Origin of the sequence: Streptomyces graminofaciens (assembly GCF_030294945.1) — a bacterium.
GTDB lineage: Bacteria > Actinomycetota > Actinomycetes > Streptomycetales > Streptomycetaceae > Streptomyces > Streptomyces graminofaciens.
Map to the genome: position 1 here is coordinate 6,488,489 of NZ_AP018448.1, position 17,190 is coordinate 6,505,678.

Consider the following 17,190-nt stretch of genomic DNA (forward strand, 5'->3'; position numbering starts at 1 on the left):
CGAAGAACCCGGTAAGAAATGCTCCTTAGAAAGGAGGTGATCCAGCCGCACCTTCCGGTACGGCTACCTTGTTACGACTTCGTCCCAATCGCCAGTCCCACCTTCGACAGCTCCCTCCCACAAGGGGTTGGGCCACCGGCTTCGGGTGTTACCGACTTTCGTGACGTGACGGGCGGTGTGTACAAGGCCCGGGAACGTATTCACCGCAGCAATGCTGATCTGCGATTACTAGCAACTCCGACTTCATGGGGTCGAGTTGCAGACCCCAATCCGAACTGAGACAGGCTTTTTGAGATTCGCTCAGCCTCACGGCATCGCAGCTCATTGTACCTGCCATTGTAGCACGTGTGCAGCCCAAGACATAAGGGGCATGATGACTTGACGTCGTCCCCACCTTCCTCCGAGTTGACCCCGGCAGTCTCCTGTGAGTCCCCATCACCCCGAAGGGCATGCTGGCAACACAGAACAAGGGTTGCGCTCGTTGCGGGACTTAACCCAACATCTCACGACACGAGCTGACGACAGCCATGCACCACCTGTACACCGACCACAAGGGGGCGACCATCTCTGGCCGTTTCCGGTGTATGTCAAGCCTTGGTAAGGTTCTTCGCGTTGCGTCGAATTAAGCCACATGCTCCGCTGCTTGTGCGGGCCCCCGTCAATTCCTTTGAGTTTTAGCCTTGCGGCCGTACTCCCCAGGCGGGGAACTTAATGCGTTAGCTGCGGCACCGACGACGTGGAATGTCGCCAACACCTAGTTCCCACCGTTTACGGCGTGGACTACCAGGGTATCTAATCCTGTTCGCTCCCCACGCTTTCGCTCCTCAGCGTCAGTAATGGCCCAGAGATCCGCCTTCGCCACCGGTGTTCCTCCTGATATCTGCGCATTTCACCGCTACACCAGGAATTCCGATCTCCCCTACCACACTCTAGTCTGCCCGTATCGAATGCAGACCCGGGGTTAAGCCCCGGGCTTTCACATCCGACGCGACAGACCGCCTACGAGCTCTTTACGCCCAATAATTCCGGACAACGCTCGCGCCCTACGTATTACCGCGGCTGCTGGCACGTAGTTAGCCGGCGCTTCTTCTGCAGGTACCGTCACTCTCGCTTCTTCCCTGCTGAAAGAGGTTTACAACCCGAAGGCCGTCATCCCTCACGCGGCGTCGCTGCATCAGGCTTTCGCCCATTGTGCAATATTCCCCACTGCTGCCTCCCGTAGGAGTCTGGGCCGTGTCTCAGTCCCAGTGTGGCCGGTCGCCCTCTCAGGCCGGCTACCCGTCGTCGCCTTGGTGAGCCACTACCTCACCAACAAGCTGATAGGCCGCGGGCTCATCCTTCACCGCCGGAGCTTTCCACCACCAGACCATGCGGCCGGTGGTTGTATCCGGTATTAGACCCCGTTTCCAGGGCTTGTCCCAGAGTGAAGGGCAGATTGCCCACGTGTTACTCACCCGTTCGCCACTAATCCACCCCGAAGGGCTTCATCGTTCGACTTGCATGTGTTAAGCACGCCGCCAGCGTTCGTCCTGAGCCAGGATCAAACTCTCCGTGAATGTGTACCCGTAATCGGGTCGACACCACGAGAGCGGTGCAAGAGGAGGAATGATCCTCTCGCACACAGCGTCCTCACTGTGTTTACTTCAAAGGAACCTCGCCCCAACCAGACGAACTGGCCGGAGACGGGGTATCAACATATCTGGCGTTGATTTTTGGCACGCTGTTGAGTTCTCAAGGAACGGACGCTTCCTTTGTACTCACCCGAGTATCTTCTCGGGCTTTCCTCCGGGCAGTTTCCCTTCGGTCTTGCGTTTCCGACTCTATCAGATCCTTTTCCGATCCGATTTCCTCGGTGCTTTCCAGGTTCCCGCTCTCGCGTTTCCCTTTCCGGCGATGTTGACTCTATCAGATCCTCGGTTTCCCTCGGTCCCGACTCCCAGTCAACTGGGTTTGTCCTCGCGGCCGTTGGGCCGTTCCGACGTTTCAAACCTTAGCGGATCTGCTCGGCAGTTCCCAATCGGGGCCGCCGAACCCCATTCGAATTGAATTCGGGCACGCCGAATTCGATCCCGTTGGGAGATCCTGCTGTTGGCTTGGGTGCCGCTTGAGCGGCGGAGGTGCTGTCGCAGAACCGTTACGGCTCCGTGGCAACCCGAAGAACTTTACGCATCGACGGGCGGACTGTCAAGCATCCCCTGGGTGAGCCGCAGTCAAACCTCGAACTCGCCCCCAAGTATGCCTTCAGTCAAGGTCGTTGAGGCGGCCGCCCGCGTCATGCTGGGTCTCCTCGACCCGTCGCAGGAGCCTGGTCAGCACCTCACCCAGGACCGTTCGCTCCACGGGAGACAGGTCCTGGAGGAGGTCCTCCTCGAAGACCGAGGCGCGACGCATGGCCTCCAGCCACTTCTCGCGCCCCTCGGTGGTCAGCTCCACGATGACGCGGACGCGGTTGTTCTCGTCGCGCTCCCTCGTCACCAGGCCCTCGGCCACCATGCGGTCGATGCGGTGGGTCATGGCGGCCGGAGTGAGACCCAACCGCTTGGCGAGGTCGCTCGGGCCCATGCGGTAGGGGGCGCCGGAGAGCACGAGGGCCTTGAGGACCTCCCACTCGGCGTTGCTGATGCCGAGGCCGGCGGTCTGGCGGCCGTAGGCCACGTTCATACGACGGTTCAGGCGTGAGAGCGCCGAGACGATCTTCTCGACCTGGGGGTCGAGGCCCTGGAACTCGCGCTGGTAGCCGGCGATCTGCTCTTCGAGTGTCGGCTCGTCGGTGCCGGGGGTGTCGCCCATCTCCGCAGTATGGCACGCGGGCTTGGCATCGAAGTCCTTCGGGATGTACTGTTTAGGTCTAAGTTTTAGCTTCGAAGTCTTCAGCTCTAACCTCTTGCTGTGGGCTTCCCCTTACCTAGGCAGGTGAACGTGACCAGGGGGTTGGGCGCAGCGATGCGTCGGATTCATGTGGGTAACGCGCTGAGCGCGTTCGGACTCGGCTTCACCGTCCCGTATCTGTACGTCTATGTGGCGCAGGTGCGGGAGCTCGGTGCCACGACCGCGGGGCTGATGCTGGCCGTCTTCGCCGTGGCGGCGCTGGTGGTGCTTCCCTTCGCCGGACGGGCCATAGTCCGGCGGGGCCCGCTTCCGGTGCTGCTCGCCGCCTTGGTCACCGCCGCCGTCGGCGCGCTGAGTCTGGGCCTGGCCACGAGTGCGACGACCGTGTTGCTCTCCGCGGCGGCGCTCGGGGCCGGGCAGGCCGTGATGCAGCCGGCGCTTGCCACGATGATCGTCGACTGCTCGACGACGGACACGCGGTCGAGAGCCTTCGCCACCCAGTTCTTTCTGCAGAACCTCGGGCTGGGCATAGGTGGACTCATAGGCGGCCATCTCGTCGACCCCACACGCGCCGATTCCTTCACGCTGCTGTTCGCGATCGAGGCGGCGATGTTCCTGCTGCTGGCCGGAGTGATGGCGACGGTCCGGATACCGCGTGCCCCGAAGGTCGAGAAGGTTCCGGCCGGGGCGGGGTCCGCGCAGGGGAGCTGGAAGCAGTTGCTCGGCAACCGGGCCATGGTGCAGCTGTGTGTGCTGGGCTTCGTGCTGTTCTTCGCCTGCTACGGGCAGTTCGAGTCGGGGCTCAGCGCCTACGGGGTCGAGGCGGTCGGGATATCGACGTCCGCGCTCGGTACGGCGCTGGCGGCGAACACAGCGATGATCGTGGTCGCGCAGTTCGCCGTGCTGAGGTTCGTGGAGCGTCGCCGGCGGTCGCGGATGATCGCGGTGGTCGGGCTGATCTGGGCCGTGGCGTGGGGTGTGGCCGGGTTCGCCGGGCTGGGCGAAGTGAGCCAGACCATGGCGACCGCCGCGTTCGTGTCGACGTACGCGTTGTTCGGGCTCGGTGAGGCCATGTTGTCGCCGACCGTGGCGCCCTTGGTGGCGGATCTGGCGCCGACCGGGATGGCTGGGCAGTACAACTCCGCTTTCGCCCTGGTGAAGCAGCTCGCGCTGGCGGTGGGGCCGGCGGTGGGCGGGCCCATGGGGGCGTCGCTGCACAGGCCGTATGTCGTGCTGTTTCTGCTGTTCTCGCTGGGGATCAGTGTGCTGGCGGTTCGGCTGGGTCGGGAGCTGACAGCCGTGCAGGATCAGCCGTCGCTCGGGCGGGGGCGCGTGGTCGCGCGGGGTGGCGCGACCACCGAGCCGGTCGCCGTGCGCGCCTGAGGGGTTTCTTCGCCCCCGCCGGGAGATCGTGGGTGCCGCCTGGTTACGTCGTGGCGCGCGGGAGTGCGAACTCGCACCACACCGCCTTGCCGCCGCCCGGGGTGCGGCGGCTGCCCCAGTTGGAGGCGATCGTGGCGATGATGGCGATGCCTCGGCCGGACTCGTCGCCGGGTTCGGCTCGGCGGCGGCGGGGGAGGTGGTCGTCGCCGTCGGTGACCTCGACGATGAGGCGGCGGTCGGTGCGGCGCAGGCGCAGGCGCATCGGTGGGGTGCCGTGCTGGAGGGAGTTCGCCACCAGTTCGCTGGCGGCGAGGACGCCCAGGTCGTGGAGTTCGGGAGGGAAGCGCCAGCTGGTCAGGACTCCGGAGGCGAAGGCTCGGGCTCGGGGGGCCGCTTCCACGCCGCCCAGCAGTTCGAGTGCCGCGTTGCGGAAGAGTTCGCCGTCGGGGCCCGTGCGGGACGGGTGCTGGAGGACCAGTACCGCCACGTCGTCGTCGTGGTCCGCCGTGACGCCCGTGGAGCGTACGAGGCGGTCGCAGATCACCTGGGGGGTGCCGGTGGCGCCCGCCAGCGCGCGCTCCAGGGCGGCGATGCCTTCGTCCAGGTCCTCGTTGCGGCGTTCGACCAGGCCGTCCGTGTAGAGGACGGCCGTGGAGCCGGGGCCCAGGGGGATCGAGCCCGAGGAGTGCATCCAGCCGCCCGTGCCGAGGGGTGGGCCGGTGGGCTCGTCGGCGCGCTGGACCATGCCGCTCTCGTCGCGGACGAGGATCGGGAGGTGGCCGGCCGAGGCATAGACCAGGCGGCCCTCGTTGGGGTCGTGGACGGCGTAGGCGCAGGTGGCGATCTGGTTGGCGTCGATCTCCATGGCGAGGCCGTCCAGGAGTTGGAGCACCTCGTGCGGAGGGAGGTCCAGGCGGGCGTAGGCGCGGACCGCTGTGCGGAGCTGGCCCATGACGGCCGCCGCGCGGACGCCTCTGCCCATGACGTCGCCGATGACGAGGGCCGTGCGGCCGCCGCCGAGGGTGATCACGTCGTACCAGTCGCCGCCGACCGCGGTCTCCGTGCCGCCGGGGTGGTAGACGGCGGCGATGCGCAGGTCGTCCGGCTCCTCCAGTTCCTGGGGGAGGAGGGATCGCTGGAGGGTGACGGCGGTTTCGCGCTGGCGGCGTTCGCTGGCGCGCAGGCGCTCGGCGGCCTCGGCGTGGTCGGTGACGTCGGCAGCGAAGATGAGGACGCCGCCGTCGCCGGGCTTGGCGCCGATCGGTACGTCGACGGGCGTGCAGGTGATCGTGTACGAGCGGCCGCTGGGGGCCTTGCGGGACTTGACCGTGCGTGGCCGGGAGCTGCGCAGCACCTGGTCGAGGAGCGGGAGCAGGCCGAGGGTGTCCAGCTCGGGCAGGGCCGCGCGGGCGGGTTCGCCGAGGGGGCGGATGCCGAAGGCCGCCGTATAGGCGTCGTTGACGTACGCGATGCGGTGGTCCGGGCCGTGGACGAGGGCGACGAGGGCCGGGATGCGGTCGAGGACCTCGCGGGTGGGGAGGTCGTCGACCGCGGGGCCGGCCGGGATGTCGTCCGGGGACGGGGTGGCGTCCGTCGGTCGTTCGGCGCGGGCCGCGGGCACGGAGCCTTCGCCGCGCCGATCCGGGGAGTCCCCCCTCCGGTCCGGGGTGACCGTGTGTTCGGTCCGCGCTGCGGCGCGGCGCTGCGTACCGGGGAGCCGGGCGCTCCAGCGCGTGAAGTTCACCGAATCCTTGCCTCGTGCCTCGTGTTGTTGTCTGCGACCGGTTCCGGATCCGGCCGGGGTCCGGGTTGCCCCGGGGTACGGCGGTGGGGGCGCCGGGTGGTGATGGGTGGGTGTTTCGTGGGCGTGGTGGTGGGCCTCGCCCGAGGTCGTCGGTACGTCATGGATCACGTCGGGAACCAGTCTGGCCGACCGGACCGACATCCGTCAGACGTCGGCCTGAACGGTGGAGTTCCTGGATCCGGTCAGGACGACCCCTTCGGGTCCTCAGGAGTCTTTCCACCGGCAGCCAGTTCGAACTCCGCACGGGGATGTTCGAGTGATCCGAGGGAGACGATCTCCCGCTTGAAGAGCCCGGAGAGGGTCCACTCGGCGAGGACGCGGGCCTTGCGGTTGAAGGTCGGCACCCTGCTCAGGTGGTAGACGCGGTGCATGAACCAGGCAGGGTAGCCCTTCAGCTTCCGCCCGTAGACATGTGCGACGCCCTGGTGCAGGCCGAGGGAGGCGACCGAGCCGACGTACTTGTGGGAGTACGCCTGGAGGGTCTGGCCGCGCAGGGAGCGGACGATGTTGTCGCCGAGGGTCCGGGCCTGGCGTACGGCGTGCTGGGCGTTCGGGGCGGTCTCCTTGCCGGGCTCGGCCGTGACGTCGGGGACGGCGGCCGCGTCGCCTGCCGCCCACGCGTGCGAGACGCCTTCCACGGACAGCTCGGGGGTGCACTTCAGGCGTCCGCGCTCGTTCAGCGGGAGGTCTGTGGCGGCGAGGATCGGGTGCGGTTTGACGCCGGCCGTCCAGACGACCGTGCGGGTCGGGAAGCGGGACCCGTCGCTGAGGACGGCGACGCGGTCCGCGCAGGAGTCGAGGCGGGTGTGCAGGCGTACGTCGATGTTGCGGCGACGCAGTTCGGTGACCGTGTAGCGGCCCATCTCCTCGCCGACCTCGGGGAGGATGCGGTCGGAGGCCTCCACGAGGATCCACTTCATGTCGTCGGGCTGGACGTTGTGGTAGTAGCGCGCGGTGTAGCGGGCCATGTCCTCCAGCTCGCCGAGCGCCTCCACGCCGGCGTAGCCGCCGCCCACGAAGACGAAGGTCAGGGCCGCGTCGCGGATCGCGGGGTCGCGGGTGGAGGAGGCGATGTCCATCTGTTCGATGACGTGGTTGCGCAGCCCGATGGCCTCTTCGACGGTCTTGAAGCCGATGGCGTACTCGGCGAGCCCGGGGATGGGCAGCGTGCGCGAGATCGAACCGGGGGCGAGGACGAGTTCGTCGTACGTCAGCTGCTCGGAGCCGGCGCCCTCCTCCTCGGTGGCGAGGGTGGTGAGGGTCGCCGTGCGCTTGGCGTGGTTGATGGCCGTGGCCTCGCCGATGACGACCTTGCACTGGTCGAGGACGCGCCTGAGCGGTACGACGACATGGCGGGGGGAGATGGAGCCCGCGGCGGCTTCCGGAAGGAAGGGTTGATACGTCATATAAGGGTCGGGGGAGACGACGACGATCTCGATGTCGCCTCGCGTCAGTTCTTGTTTGAGCTGCTTCTGCAGACGCAGGGCGGTGTACAGCCCGACGTAGCCGCCGCCGACGATGAGGATGCGCATCCGTTCCTTCACCATCCCATGACGCACCCAGCTCGTTGGTTTGTCCACAGCCCCGGCAATTTGTGTGACCGGTGATCCAGGGGGCGCGGGGTTGGCCGATTTACCGGAGTGCGAGGCAGGTGCGCAGGTCAGATGGTGTGAGACGGGTAGCAGGAGGGGGCGCAAACGGGACGTATCAGGCCCGTACTCCAATCGAGGGGCGCTCCGTGCGGAACCTGCCCCTTCTGAATTGACTCCCTCTCAACTATGTTCGTGTGTCGACGGGGTGTAAGGGGGGATGCGTTCGGAGGTCGTCCGGGTTTCGGTTCGGCGATGTTTGATTCTGTTCGGACATCGAAGGCGCCGAAGCGTGCCGGGTTCGGCCGACGAGTGCTCGTTCCAGCGCTCCGGCTTCCGATGACGGGGAGTGTCTCCGGGGGGAGACGTCATTACCGGGGGATCACATATGCATATTCAGGACTCTCATTGGCCGTCCGCCGTCGCGCATGCGCACGGCGGTGCGGTGAGCGCGGCGGTTGGCAGCGGACGCGGGAATGTCGCGCGTTCGACTCCGCTGCGGGTGGACGCACAGCGCAATCTGGAGCACGTACTGCGTGCGGCGCGCGAGGTCTTCGGCGAGCTGGGGTACGGCGCGCCGATGGAGGACGTGGCGCGGCGCGCGAGGGTGGGTGTCGGCACGGTGTACCGGCGCTTCCCCAGCAAGGACGTACTGGTCCGGCGCATAGCCGAGGAGGAGACCTCCCGGCTGACCGAGCAGGCCCGGGCCGCGCTCGGCCAGGAGGACGAGCCGTGGTCGGCGCTCTCGCGGTTCCTGCGGACGTCGGTGGCCTCGGGCGCGGGGCGGCTGCTGCCGCCGCAGGTGCTGCGCGTCGGGGTCGCCGAGGAGGACGCGGACGAGGTCGTGGCCGACGAGGCGCGGGTGCCGCAGCAGCGGTCCCAGCCGACGGCGGAGTTGCGGCTGGTGTCGGGGGAGGTCGGCGGGGGTTCCTCCGTCGGGTCTCCTGCCGATGACGCCGGGGCGTCCGCGCTGCTCGAGGTCGTGGGGCAGTTGGTGGACCGCGCTCGGGCAGCGGGTGAGCTGCGGGCGGACGTGACCGTGGCGGATGTGCTGCTGGTGATCGCCACGGCTGCGCCTTCTCTGCCGGATGCGGCGCAGCAGGCTGCGGCGTCTGCGCGGTTGCTCGACATTCTGTTGGAGGGGTTGCGGTCTCGGCCGGTCTGAGTGTCGTGTCGGGGTGAGGGTCGGTGCGAGTACCGGCCCGAGTTCCGGTGTGAGGCCGGTGCGAAGTGAGGCTGTGGGGCGGTGGGGGTGCCCGTGAGTGGGATCGCCCCCGCCGCCCCTACCCGTCCCATCCCTGGGGGCTGCGCCCCCAGACCCCCCGCCCGGCTGGTTCGTTGGCTGCCGGCCCGTGGGGCTTCTCGCGCCCACGCGGCGGAGCCGCAAATCGATACGGCGCCCCGCCCCTGACGGGGCACTGTCCTCGTTCGGGTGGATCCGTGGATCACACTCCTCGCCGGCCCCTCAGACGAGTGGTATGTACGTACTGCCCGGCCTGACCAAAAGCCAATATGGCACTCTGACCCGGTGTTCGGGACCGGGTCGGCAGGCGGCGGGGGCTTTCCGCGATGAGCGTTTACGGGCAGAACGAATCGCGGGGCGACGGTGACGCGGAGGCCGGGGCGCCGGAGTCGCCGCAGGTGCCGAGCCAGGGTGGTCGGGCGGGAGGCACGGCACGGCCGGGCGGTGGGGGTCCCGCACGGCCGGGCGGTGGGGTTCCCGCGCAGTGGGACCGCCTCGACGCGGCGTACGACACCGGATACGACTCGGGTGTTCTGCCCGCTCCCCGGCGGCGGCCCCGCTCCGACGCCGATCTCATCGCGCGGATGCGCGGCGGCGACGACACGGCGTACGAGGAGCTGTACCGGCGCCATGCGGAGGCGGTGCGCCGGTATGCGCGTACCTGCTGCCGGGACGCGTACACCGCGGACGATCTGACCGCCGAGGTCTTCGCCCGGATGCTGCAGGCCGTGCGCAGGGGCTCCGGGCCCGAGCACGCCGTGCGGGCCTATCTGCTGACCTCCGTGCGGCGGGTCGCCGCGACCTGGACCCGTTCCGCCAAGCGGGAGCAACTGGTCGACGACTTCGCGGTGTTCGCGGCGCAGGCCTCGCGCGGTGGCGAGGTGTCGGACAGCGACACGATGGACCTCGGCGCGGACGTACGGGCGATGCACGAGGCCGAGCAGTCCCTCGCCATGCGGGCGTTCCGGTCGCTGCCCGAGCGGTGGCAGGCCGTGCTGTGGCACACCGAGGTCGAGGACGAATCGCCGAGCGAGGTCGCCACGGTCTTCGGGCTCGACGCCAACGGCACGCGGGTGCTCGCCAGCCGTGCGCGCGAGGGCCTCAAGCAGGCCTATCTCCAGGCCCACGTCAGCGCCACGCTCGCCGGCGACTCCGCGGAGTGCGCGCGCTACGCCGACCGCCTCGGCGCGTACGCCCGAGGGAGCCTGCGCACCCGGGCCGAGCGGGGTCTGCGCAAGCACCTGGAGGAGTGCGCCAAGTGCCGACTGGCCGCCGGGCAGATCAAGGAGGTCGCGAGCGGCATCCCCGCTGTCGTACCGGTCGCGGTCATCGGGTGGTTCGGAGCCGCCGGGTACGCGAAGGTGGCCGCGCTCGTCGCCGGGGGCGCCGGGGCGGCCGGGGCCGCGGGTGCCGCCTCCGCCGCGGGCGGGGGTTCCGGCGGGGCGGGCGCCGGCAGCGGTGCGGCGGCCTCCGAGGCGGCCGCCGCGCCCGTGAAGGCCGGGGTCGCCGCGGGTGTCGTCGCCGTGGCCGCGGCGGCGGTGGCGATCGCGCTGGTCGCCAGCGAGGACGAGCCGAAGGACCGGGCGGCCAACCCGCCGCCGGTCACCCGGGCCGTCGAGTCCACGCCCGGGCCGTCGGACCGCCCGTCGACGCCCCCGGAGGAGCCCTCCGCTCCGCCGATCGCGCCGGCCGCCGCCCCCGCGACCACACCGTCGACCACTCCGCCCTCGGGGCCCAGCCCGAAGCGGACGCCCACCCCAACCCCCACGCCGACACCGTCAAAGGCCTCACCCACCCCCACGCCGCCCTCCACCTCGACACCCACGCCCCCTCCGCCCCCGGTCCCGGCCGTCTACCGGTGGAGCGAGCTGGAGTACGCCCTCACCGGCGACGGCACCAAGCCCGAGATGCGGCTGGGCGAGAGCACCTGGGTGTGGCAGCGGTACGGCGTGTCGATCGCCGAGAAGAGTTACGCGCACGGGGTCACCGTCCACGGCCTCTCCTCCGTCACGATCGACCTGAACCGCTCGTGCGACGCCTTCGACGCCCTCGTCGGTGTCGACGACACGACCGCCGGGCTCGGCAAGGTCTACTTCTCCGTCTACGGCGACGGGGTCCGGCTCTGGAGATCCGGCCTGGTCGAGGGCGGCGACCCGGCGCTCCCGGTCCATGTGAACCTCGCCGGGCGCGAGACCGTACGGCTGGTCGTCGAACCGCACAGCCACTTCGACGCGGTGACGTTGGCGGACTGGGCCGAGTCGCGGTTCACCTGCGGGTAGTCGGCGGCCGCCCGGTGCGGCGAGAGGGCGCCGCATGGCGTCGCGCGGCGGAGGGGTACCTCCCGCTCGAGCGGGGCCGAGAGTGGGGGGGCGTGCTCTCGGCGTGCCGGGCGCACGCCCTCGTGCTGGTTGTACGCGGGCCTGTGTCCGGTGCGGTGAGCGGGGGCACCTCCCACTCCCTTGAGGCAGTGAGGGAGCGTGCATCGCGTCGCGCGGCAGGCGGGAATTTGACGACAGGCTCTAGGCCCGTCGGGCCGTCGCCCCCGTCCCCAGTGCCCCGCGTTGCGGAGTGATACCCGCGGGGACCGCGCGCTGCCTCGCCGGGGTGCCCGTCCAGCAGGTGCCGCGGCGGGAGAGCAGGCGGCGGAGCCAGAGTTCGAGGGAGACGAGGTCGGCGAGGCCGTCCAGGGGCAGGGGTTCGCCGTCGGCGGCGGCGCGCAGGGCCTTGCGGACGACCCGGGCCTCCACCAGGCCGGCCTGGGCGAGCAGCGGGGTGTCGAAGAGGGTCAGGAGCGAATCGGCGGCGACCCTCAGGCCCGTACGGGCGGCGGCCGCCGAGGTGGCGTGCGAGGGCGCGCCCCAGCCCGTCGGGAGGTCGGTGACGCCGGCGCCCTCCAGGACCGTGCGGAGGATGGCCGCGCGGGCGCCGGGCTGGACGCGCAGGGCCTCGGGCAGGGCGCGGCAGGCGCGGACGACCTGGTTGTCGAGGAAGGGGGCGTGCAGGCGCTGGGAGCGGATCTCGGCGGCCTGTTCGAGGACGCGGAGGTCGGCGGCGTGGCGGGCCAGGGCGGCGCGGGCGCGGTAGTCGCCGGGGCGCTGGCCGGGGCCGACGCTCGGGCGGCCGGTGACGGTCTGGAGGCGAATCGATACTTCTGCCAGTGCCTCGCCGGTCAGCCAGCGGGCGGCGGGGCCCGGTCTCGCCCAGGTGAGGGCCGCGAGCGAGGCTCCGACCGCGCCCCCGGGCTCCTCGAAGCGGCGCTGCATGAGGCGGTCGGCGAGGCTTTCCACCCCGGCGCGGTACGGGGTGCGGGCCAGCTTCCGTGCCGCGCCGTAGACGCGGGCCGGGACCAGTACCGAGCCGTCGGCCTTCGCGAGGGCCGCGACCGGGCGGACCAGGTGGCGACGCTTGCGGTCCATCAGGAGGTCGGCGAGGCGGGCGGGGTGGGCGTCGAGGACCTGGCGGGCGCCGTAGCCGGTGAAGTGGTCGGCGCTGCCGGAGGCGAGGCGCGCGCGGTGTCGGACCGCCATGATCAGCGAGGGGCCGGGCTCGTCCGTCAGCGGGCCGTCGAGGTCCGCGTACGGGAGGACCTCCTCGCCGCCCGTCACGACCACGTGGTGGAGGCGGGGGTTGGCGGCGAGGGTGCCCGCGCGCTCCAGTTCTGCTTCGCGGCCGGAGGTGGCGAGGTCGTTGAAGGTGACGGCGAGGAGGCGTTCGCCCGCGCCGGTGCCGTGGCCCAGGAGCGTGCCGGGGGCGCCCGGGAGGCCCGCCGCGAGGAGGGCCAGGGTGCCGGAGGCGGGGCCGCCGGAGAGGTCGGCGCCGAGGCCGGGGGCGGGCATGCCGCGCGCGGCCCGGCGCTCGGCGGGGCCCATGCCGGGTACCGGCCCCGGGTCGACGTCCGGAACGTGCCGCGGGGCCGCCAGACGCACGCGTACTGCTTCTACGAGGGAGTCCCTTACGGCGTCCACCGCGCCGGCCGGGTCGGCGGCGGGGGCGGCGACCGCGAGGGAGGCGACGGGCTCGTACCCGGCGATCTCGCGCGCCCCGGCGCGCAGGATCAGCGCATGCCCCGGGGGAATGCGGCGCACGCCGTCGTACGGGGTGGAGTCATGGAGGGCGTCCGGTACGTCGGGGGCGGCGAGGAGCGCCGCGAGGTGCCCGAAGTCGAGGTTGGCCTCGATGAGGTCGGCGAGCGGGAGGGCGGCCGTCGCGTACGCCGTGCCGCCGGCCCACGGGGTGTGGAAGACGGGGCGGGCACCGGCGAGGTCGCCGCAGACGGTCACGCGGCGGCCGACCTGGACGACGGCCGTGTAGCTGCCGGGCCAGGCGGTCAGATGGCGAAGTGCCCCGCCGCGGGCGGCGAACAGTCCCACGCGCAGCTGTTCGTCGGAGGCTCCGCAGATGCCGAGGACCGCGATCCTGGTCTGTTCGTCGGCCTGCACGACACGCACCTCGTCGGGGCGCCAGTCGCCGACGGCCCACAGCGGATCGGGGTCGCCCCACAGGAGTTGGGAGCCGACCGGGTGCACGGTCTCGCCGTCGAATCCGGTCGCTCCGGCCGACCCGGTCATGGGGGTGCCGGCGGCGGTACTGCTCCATCCCACCAACCACCGCATCGACGCCTCCACAGACTGTGGACAACCAGTGCACCGTACGAACGGCACCCATGCTGCCACGAAGGACGCCTGTCGGAGGGCGTGTGGGACGGCTTGTGCACCGGTAGATGCGCCCCCGGTAGACCCCGAGTGCTCCCCCACCAGCCCCAAGGGGCGCCCCCTGAAGGCTCGTTCGGCGAACGGCGGGGCGGAAGGGCGACGGAGGATCAGCTGAAGATCGCGCGGCGGGTCGCTGGGAGATCGCCGGACGGTCGCCAGAGAGCGACCCCGGTTCTACGACGTGAATGCGCCCCCGATACGCTCCCCTACGACACCCCATGCGCCCTCAAGTGGCGTGGTCGGAGCGGTAATCGGACCCCAGGGCCACCGTCGATTTTCGGCCAAATCGGGAACAGAGGGCACAGTCGGCGCACACCCTGTGCGAGCCCCGGCGACCACGGACTGTCAACGCACAGTCCGGGAGGCGGAGTTCGCCCCCCGGACCGGTCCGCCGCCCGCGGGGATGGAGGCGGCGGTGTCCCCCAGCCCACTGGATCCAGTACAGCGGGCCGACCCACGCACGACCATGGAAGCGCTCCCTCGATGGCCGGAGAAGAGCGCACGGCCGGGCGCACGGCCACACAGCGGGAGCACGTGGCAACACTCCGTGCATTGTCCGTACTTTCTTACGGACCACAAACACGCCATCCGGATTTGGGCCCCTTAACGCTTGGGATGCGGCGAACTACGCTGGGTTGTACGAATGCCGCGTGCCTATGCCGCCGCGGCAGCCGTCTGTTCGAGGGGTGGCGCAATGTCCAGGGAGCAACGCGGGCCGAACGAAAAGCTCGGCGCCGTTCTCGCCCTCGCGGGAATCAGCAACGCAGGACTCGCGCGTCGCGTCAACGATCTTGGCGCTCAACGCGGGTTGACACTTCGCTACGACAAGACCTCGGTGGCGCGGTGGGTCTCCAAGGGCATGGTGCCCCAGGGCGCCGCGCCGCATCTCATCGCGGCCGCGATCGGCCAGAAGCTCGGCCGCCCCGTGCCGCTCCACGAGATCGGCCTGGCGGACGCGGATCCCGCACCGGAGGTGGGCCTCGCCTTCCCCCGGGACGTCGGACAGGCGGTGAAGTCGGCGACCGAGCTGTACCGCCTCGACCTCGCCGGGCGCCGGGCCGGCTCCGGCGGCATCTGGCAGTCCCTCGCCGGATCGTTCGCGGTGAGCGCGTACGCGACGCCCGCCTCACGCTGGCTCATAACCCCGGCCGACAGTTCGGTGGCGCGGGAGGCATCCTCCGCGGAGGGCTCCGGGTCGCCGCTGAAGGTCGGCCACAGCGATGTGCGGAAGCTGCGGGAGGCCGCCGAGGACGCCAGGCGCTGGGACTCCAAGTACGGGGGCGGCGACTGGCGTTCTTCGATGGTGCCGGAGTGCCTTCGGGTCGAGGCCGCGCCGCTGCTGCTCGGGGCGTACTCCGACGAGGTCGGTCGCGCCCTGTTCGGAGCGTCTGCGGAACTCACCCGCCTCGCAGGGTGGATGGCTTTTGACACGGGTCAACAGGAGGCCGCGCAGCGGTACTACATCCAGGCGCTGAGGCTCGCGCGCGCCGCGGCGGACGTGCCGCTGGGCGGCTATGTCCTCGCGACGATGTCGCTGCAGGCGACCTACCGGGGCTTCGGCGACGAGGGCGTCGACCTCGCGCAGGCCGCCCTGGAGCGCAACCGCGGCCTCGCCACGGCCCGCACGATGAGCTTCTTCCGGCTCGTCGAGGCACGGGCCCACGCGCGCGCGGGTGACGCCCAGGCGGCCGGGGCGGCCCTGAAGGCCGCCGAGGGCTGGCTGGAGCGGGCCCGGGACGGCGACCACGATCCGTCCTGGCTCGGGTTCTACGGCTACGACCGGTTCGCCGCGGACGCCGCGGAGTGCTACCGCGATCTCAAGGCGCCGCGTCAGGTCCGCCGCTTCACCGAGCAGGCGCTGTCGCGGCCGACGGAGGAGTTCGTACGCTCGCACGGGCTGCGGCTCGTCGTGTCGGCGGTCGCCGAGCTGGAATCGGGCAACCTCGATGCGGCGTGTGAGCAGGGGGTGCGGGCGGTGGAGGTCGCGGGGCGCATCTCCTCGGCTCGCACGACCGAGTATGTGAAGGATCTTCTGCATCGGCTGGAGCCGTACGGGGACGAGCCGCGAGTGATCGAGCTGCGGGAGAGGGCGCGGCCCCTGTTGATGACGCCGGCGTAGTTTTCGGGTGCCCACTCGTCTGCCGGGTCGGTGCCTGTTTCGCGGCCGCGGGTGGATTGTGGCTGGTCACGCCCACGCGACGCAGCCCTATATCGGCACCGCCCCGTGCCCCTCTGGGGCGCGGCCCTGCGTGACCGGGGTCATGAAGACGTCTTCCGGGTTTGAGGGCATTGTCAGTGGTGCAGTGCACTATCGAATGCGGGAGGTGGGGTGCGTGCCGAGGCAGGTCGTGTACGACTGTGACGTGCTCGTGGTCGGCGGTGGGATCGTCGGGCTGTCCACGGCGTATGCGATCACGCGGGCGGCGCCTGGCACGCGGGTCACCGTGCTGGAGAAGGAGCCCGGGCCCGCCCGGCACCAGACGGGGCGGAACAGCGGGGTCATCCACAGCGGGATCTACTACCGGCCCGGGTCGCTGAAGGCGCGGTACGCGGTCAAGGGCGCCGCCGAGATGGTGAAGTTCTGCGCCGAGTACGGCATCGCCCACGCCGTCACCGGGAAGCTGATCGTCGCGACGGAGAAATCCGAGCTGCCTCGGCTGCACGCGCTGGTCCAGCGCGGGCGGGAGAACGGGATTCCGGTGCGGGAGCTGGGCCCCGCCCAGATAGCCGAGTACGAGCCGGAGGTGCGCGGGCTCGCCGCCATACACGTCGGGACCACCGGGATCTGTGACTTCGTGGGGGTCGCCCGGCAGCTCGCGCGGGCCTCCGGCGCGGAGATCCGGTACGGGGCCGAGGTCGAGCGGATCGACCGGCGGGCCTCGCTGGGGGTCGCCGTGCGGATCCGGGGCGGAGACGTCGTACGCGGGCGGGTGCTGGTGAACTGCGCCGGGCTGCACTGCGACGAGGTGGCCCGGATGACCGGGGACGAGCCCGGGATGCGGATCGTTCCTTTCCGGGGGGAGTACTACGAGCTCGCCCGGCCCGAGCTGGTGCGGGGGCTGGTGTATCCGGTGCCGGATCCGGCGTTCCCGTTCCTCGGGGTGCATCTGACCCGGGGTGTCGACGGGGGGGTGCACGTCGGGCCGAACGCCGTGCCCGCGCTGGCCCGGGAGGGGTACGGGTGGGGGACCGTGCGGGTGCGGGAGCTGGGGGCGACGCTGGCGTGGCCGGGGGCGTGGCGGATAGCGGGGCGGCACTGGCGGTACGGGGCCGGGGAGCTGCGGCGGTCGCTGTCCAAGGGGGCGTTCACTCAGGCTGTGCGGCGGTTGTTGCCGGTGGTGAGTGAGGACGATCTCGTGCCGACGGCGGCGGGGGTGCGGGCGCAGGCCGTGTTGCGGGACGGGACGCTGGTGGATGACTTTCTGATTCGGGAGGGGGCGCGGGCTGTGCATGTGCTGAACGCGCCTTCGCCCGCGGCTACCGCTTCGCTGCCGATCGGGCGGGAGGTGGGGAGGCGGGCGCTGGCCGCGTTGGCCGGGGCCTGAGGTTTCTCGCCCCCGCCCCCGCCCCTGCCCGTCCCTTCCCGTCCCGCCCCGTCCCGCCCCTGAGGGCTGCGCCCTCAGGCCACCT

Annotated in this window: 9 protein-coding genes and 1 rRNA gene; 5 read left to right on the plus strand and 5 right to left on the minus strand. The window is 70.7% G+C overall.

Annotated features, from left to right (window positions below):
* Nucleotides 1-29: 29 nt before the first annotated feature.
* Both SGFS_RS27965 and SGFS_RS27970 read right to left on the minus strand, forming a co-directional pair.
* Nucleotides 30-1,556, minus strand: a 16S ribosomal RNA gene (locus tag SGFS_RS27965).
* Nucleotides 1,557-2,241: 685 nt separating this feature from the next.
* Nucleotides 2,242-2,790 carry a MarR family winged helix-turn-helix transcriptional regulator gene (locus SGFS_RS27970; protein ID WP_286254365.1) on the minus strand — a complete coding sequence of 183 codons (549 nt, stop codon included), beginning with the start codon at nucleotides 2,788-2,790 and terminating at the stop codon, nucleotides 2,242-2,244.
* Between the two features lie 153 nt (nucleotides 2,791-2,943).
* On the opposite strand from SGFS_RS27970, the gene SGFS_RS27975 reads away from it, so the two are divergent.
* Complete coding sequence (locus SGFS_RS27975) at nucleotides 2,944-4,212, plus strand: MFS transporter (RefSeq protein ID WP_286254367.1); 1,269 nt, start codon at nucleotides 2,944-2,946, stop codon at nucleotides 4,210-4,212.
* Nucleotides 4,213-4,255: 43 nt separating this feature from the next.
* On the opposite strand, the gene SGFS_RS27980 is transcribed toward SGFS_RS27975, so the two are convergent.
* Nucleotides 4,256-5,956 (minus strand): ATP-binding SpoIIE family protein phosphatase, encoded by a 1,701-nt coding sequence (locus SGFS_RS27980; RefSeq protein WP_286254369.1) that lies wholly within the window; start codon nucleotides 5,954-5,956, stop codon nucleotides 4,256-4,258.
* Between the two features lie 242 nt (nucleotides 5,957-6,198).
* Nucleotides 6,199-7,563, minus strand: a complete 1,365-nt coding sequence (locus SGFS_RS27985; RefSeq protein ID WP_286254371.1) for an NAD(P)/FAD-dependent oxidoreductase — start codon at nucleotides 7,561-7,563, stop codon at nucleotides 6,199-6,201.
* Between the two features lie 430 nt (nucleotides 7,564-7,993).
* Between SGFS_RS27985 and SGFS_RS27990 the strand changes: the two genes are divergently transcribed.
* Together SGFS_RS27990 and SGFS_RS27995 are read left to right on the plus strand one after the other, a co-directional pair.
* Nucleotides 7,994-8,770 (plus strand): TetR/AcrR family transcriptional regulator, encoded by a 777-nt coding sequence (locus SGFS_RS27990; RefSeq protein WP_286254373.1) that lies wholly within the window; start codon nucleotides 7,994-7,996, stop codon nucleotides 8,768-8,770.
* A gap of 404 nt (nucleotides 8,771-9,174) precedes the next feature.
* The gene (locus SGFS_RS27995; RefSeq protein ID WP_286254375.1) at nucleotides 9,175-11,127 is read left to right on the plus strand and encodes a sigma-70 family RNA polymerase sigma factor; all 1,953 of its coding nucleotides are present in this window, start codon (nucleotides 9,175-9,177) and stop codon (nucleotides 11,125-11,127) included.
* Between the two features lie 240 nt (nucleotides 11,128-11,367).
* Here SGFS_RS27995 and SGFS_RS28000 read toward each other — a convergent pair whose 3' ends face one another.
* Nucleotides 11,368-13,461 carry an asparagine synthase-related protein gene (locus tag SGFS_RS28000; RefSeq protein ID WP_286254376.1) on the minus strand — a complete coding sequence of 698 codons (2,094 nt, stop codon included), beginning with the start codon at nucleotides 13,459-13,461 and terminating at the stop codon, nucleotides 11,368-11,370.
* 793 nt (nucleotides 13,462-14,254) lie between these two features.
* On the opposite strand from SGFS_RS28000, the gene SGFS_RS28005 reads away from it, so the two are divergent.
* Together SGFS_RS28005 and lhgO are read left to right on the plus strand one after the other, a co-directional pair.
* Nucleotides 14,255-15,679, plus strand: a complete 1,425-nt coding sequence (locus SGFS_RS28005) for an MFS transporter (RefSeq protein WP_286254378.1) — start codon at nucleotides 14,255-14,257, stop codon at nucleotides 15,677-15,679.
* A 196-nt stretch (nucleotides 15,680-15,875) separates the two neighbouring features.
* Nucleotides 15,876-17,105 (plus strand): L-2-hydroxyglutarate oxidase, encoded by a 1,230-nt coding sequence (gene lhgO / locus SGFS_RS28010; RefSeq protein WP_286260095.1) that lies wholly within the window; start codon nucleotides 15,876-15,878, stop codon nucleotides 17,103-17,105.
* Nucleotides 17,106-17,190: the final 85 nt, after the last annotated feature.

Excerpts from the sequence above, each read along its gene's own strand:
- SGFS_RS27970 (WP_286254365.1), bottom strand. The coding sequence starts at position 2,790 with ATGGGCGACACCCCCGGCACCGACGAGCCGACACTCGAAGAGCAGATC.
- SGFS_RS27975 (WP_286254367.1), top strand. The coding sequence starts at position 2,944 with ATGCGTCGGATTCATGTGGGTAACGCGCTGAGCGCGTTCGGACTCGGC.
- SGFS_RS27985 (WP_286254371.1), bottom strand. The coding sequence starts at position 7,563 with ATGGTGAAGGAACGGATGCGCATCCTCATCGTCGGCGGCGGCTACGTC.
- SGFS_RS27990 (WP_286254373.1), top strand. The coding sequence starts at position 7,994 with ATGCATATTCAGGACTCTCATTGGCCGTCCGCCGTCGCGCATGCGCAC.
- SGFS_RS27995 (WP_286254375.1), top strand. The coding sequence starts at position 9,175 with ATGAGCGTTTACGGGCAGAACGAATCGCGGGGCGACGGTGACGCGGAG.
- SGFS_RS28000 (WP_286254376.1), bottom strand. The coding sequence starts at position 13,461 with ATGCGGTGGTTGGTGGGATGGAGCAGTACCGCCGCCGGCACCCCCATG.
- SGFS_RS28005 (WP_286254378.1), top strand. The coding sequence starts at position 14,255 with ATGTCCAGGGAGCAACGCGGGCCGAACGAAAAGCTCGGCGCCGTTCTC.
- lhgO (WP_286260095.1), top strand. The coding sequence starts at position 15,876 with ATGCGGGAGGTGGGGTGCGTGCCGAGGCAGGTCGTGTACGACTGTGAC.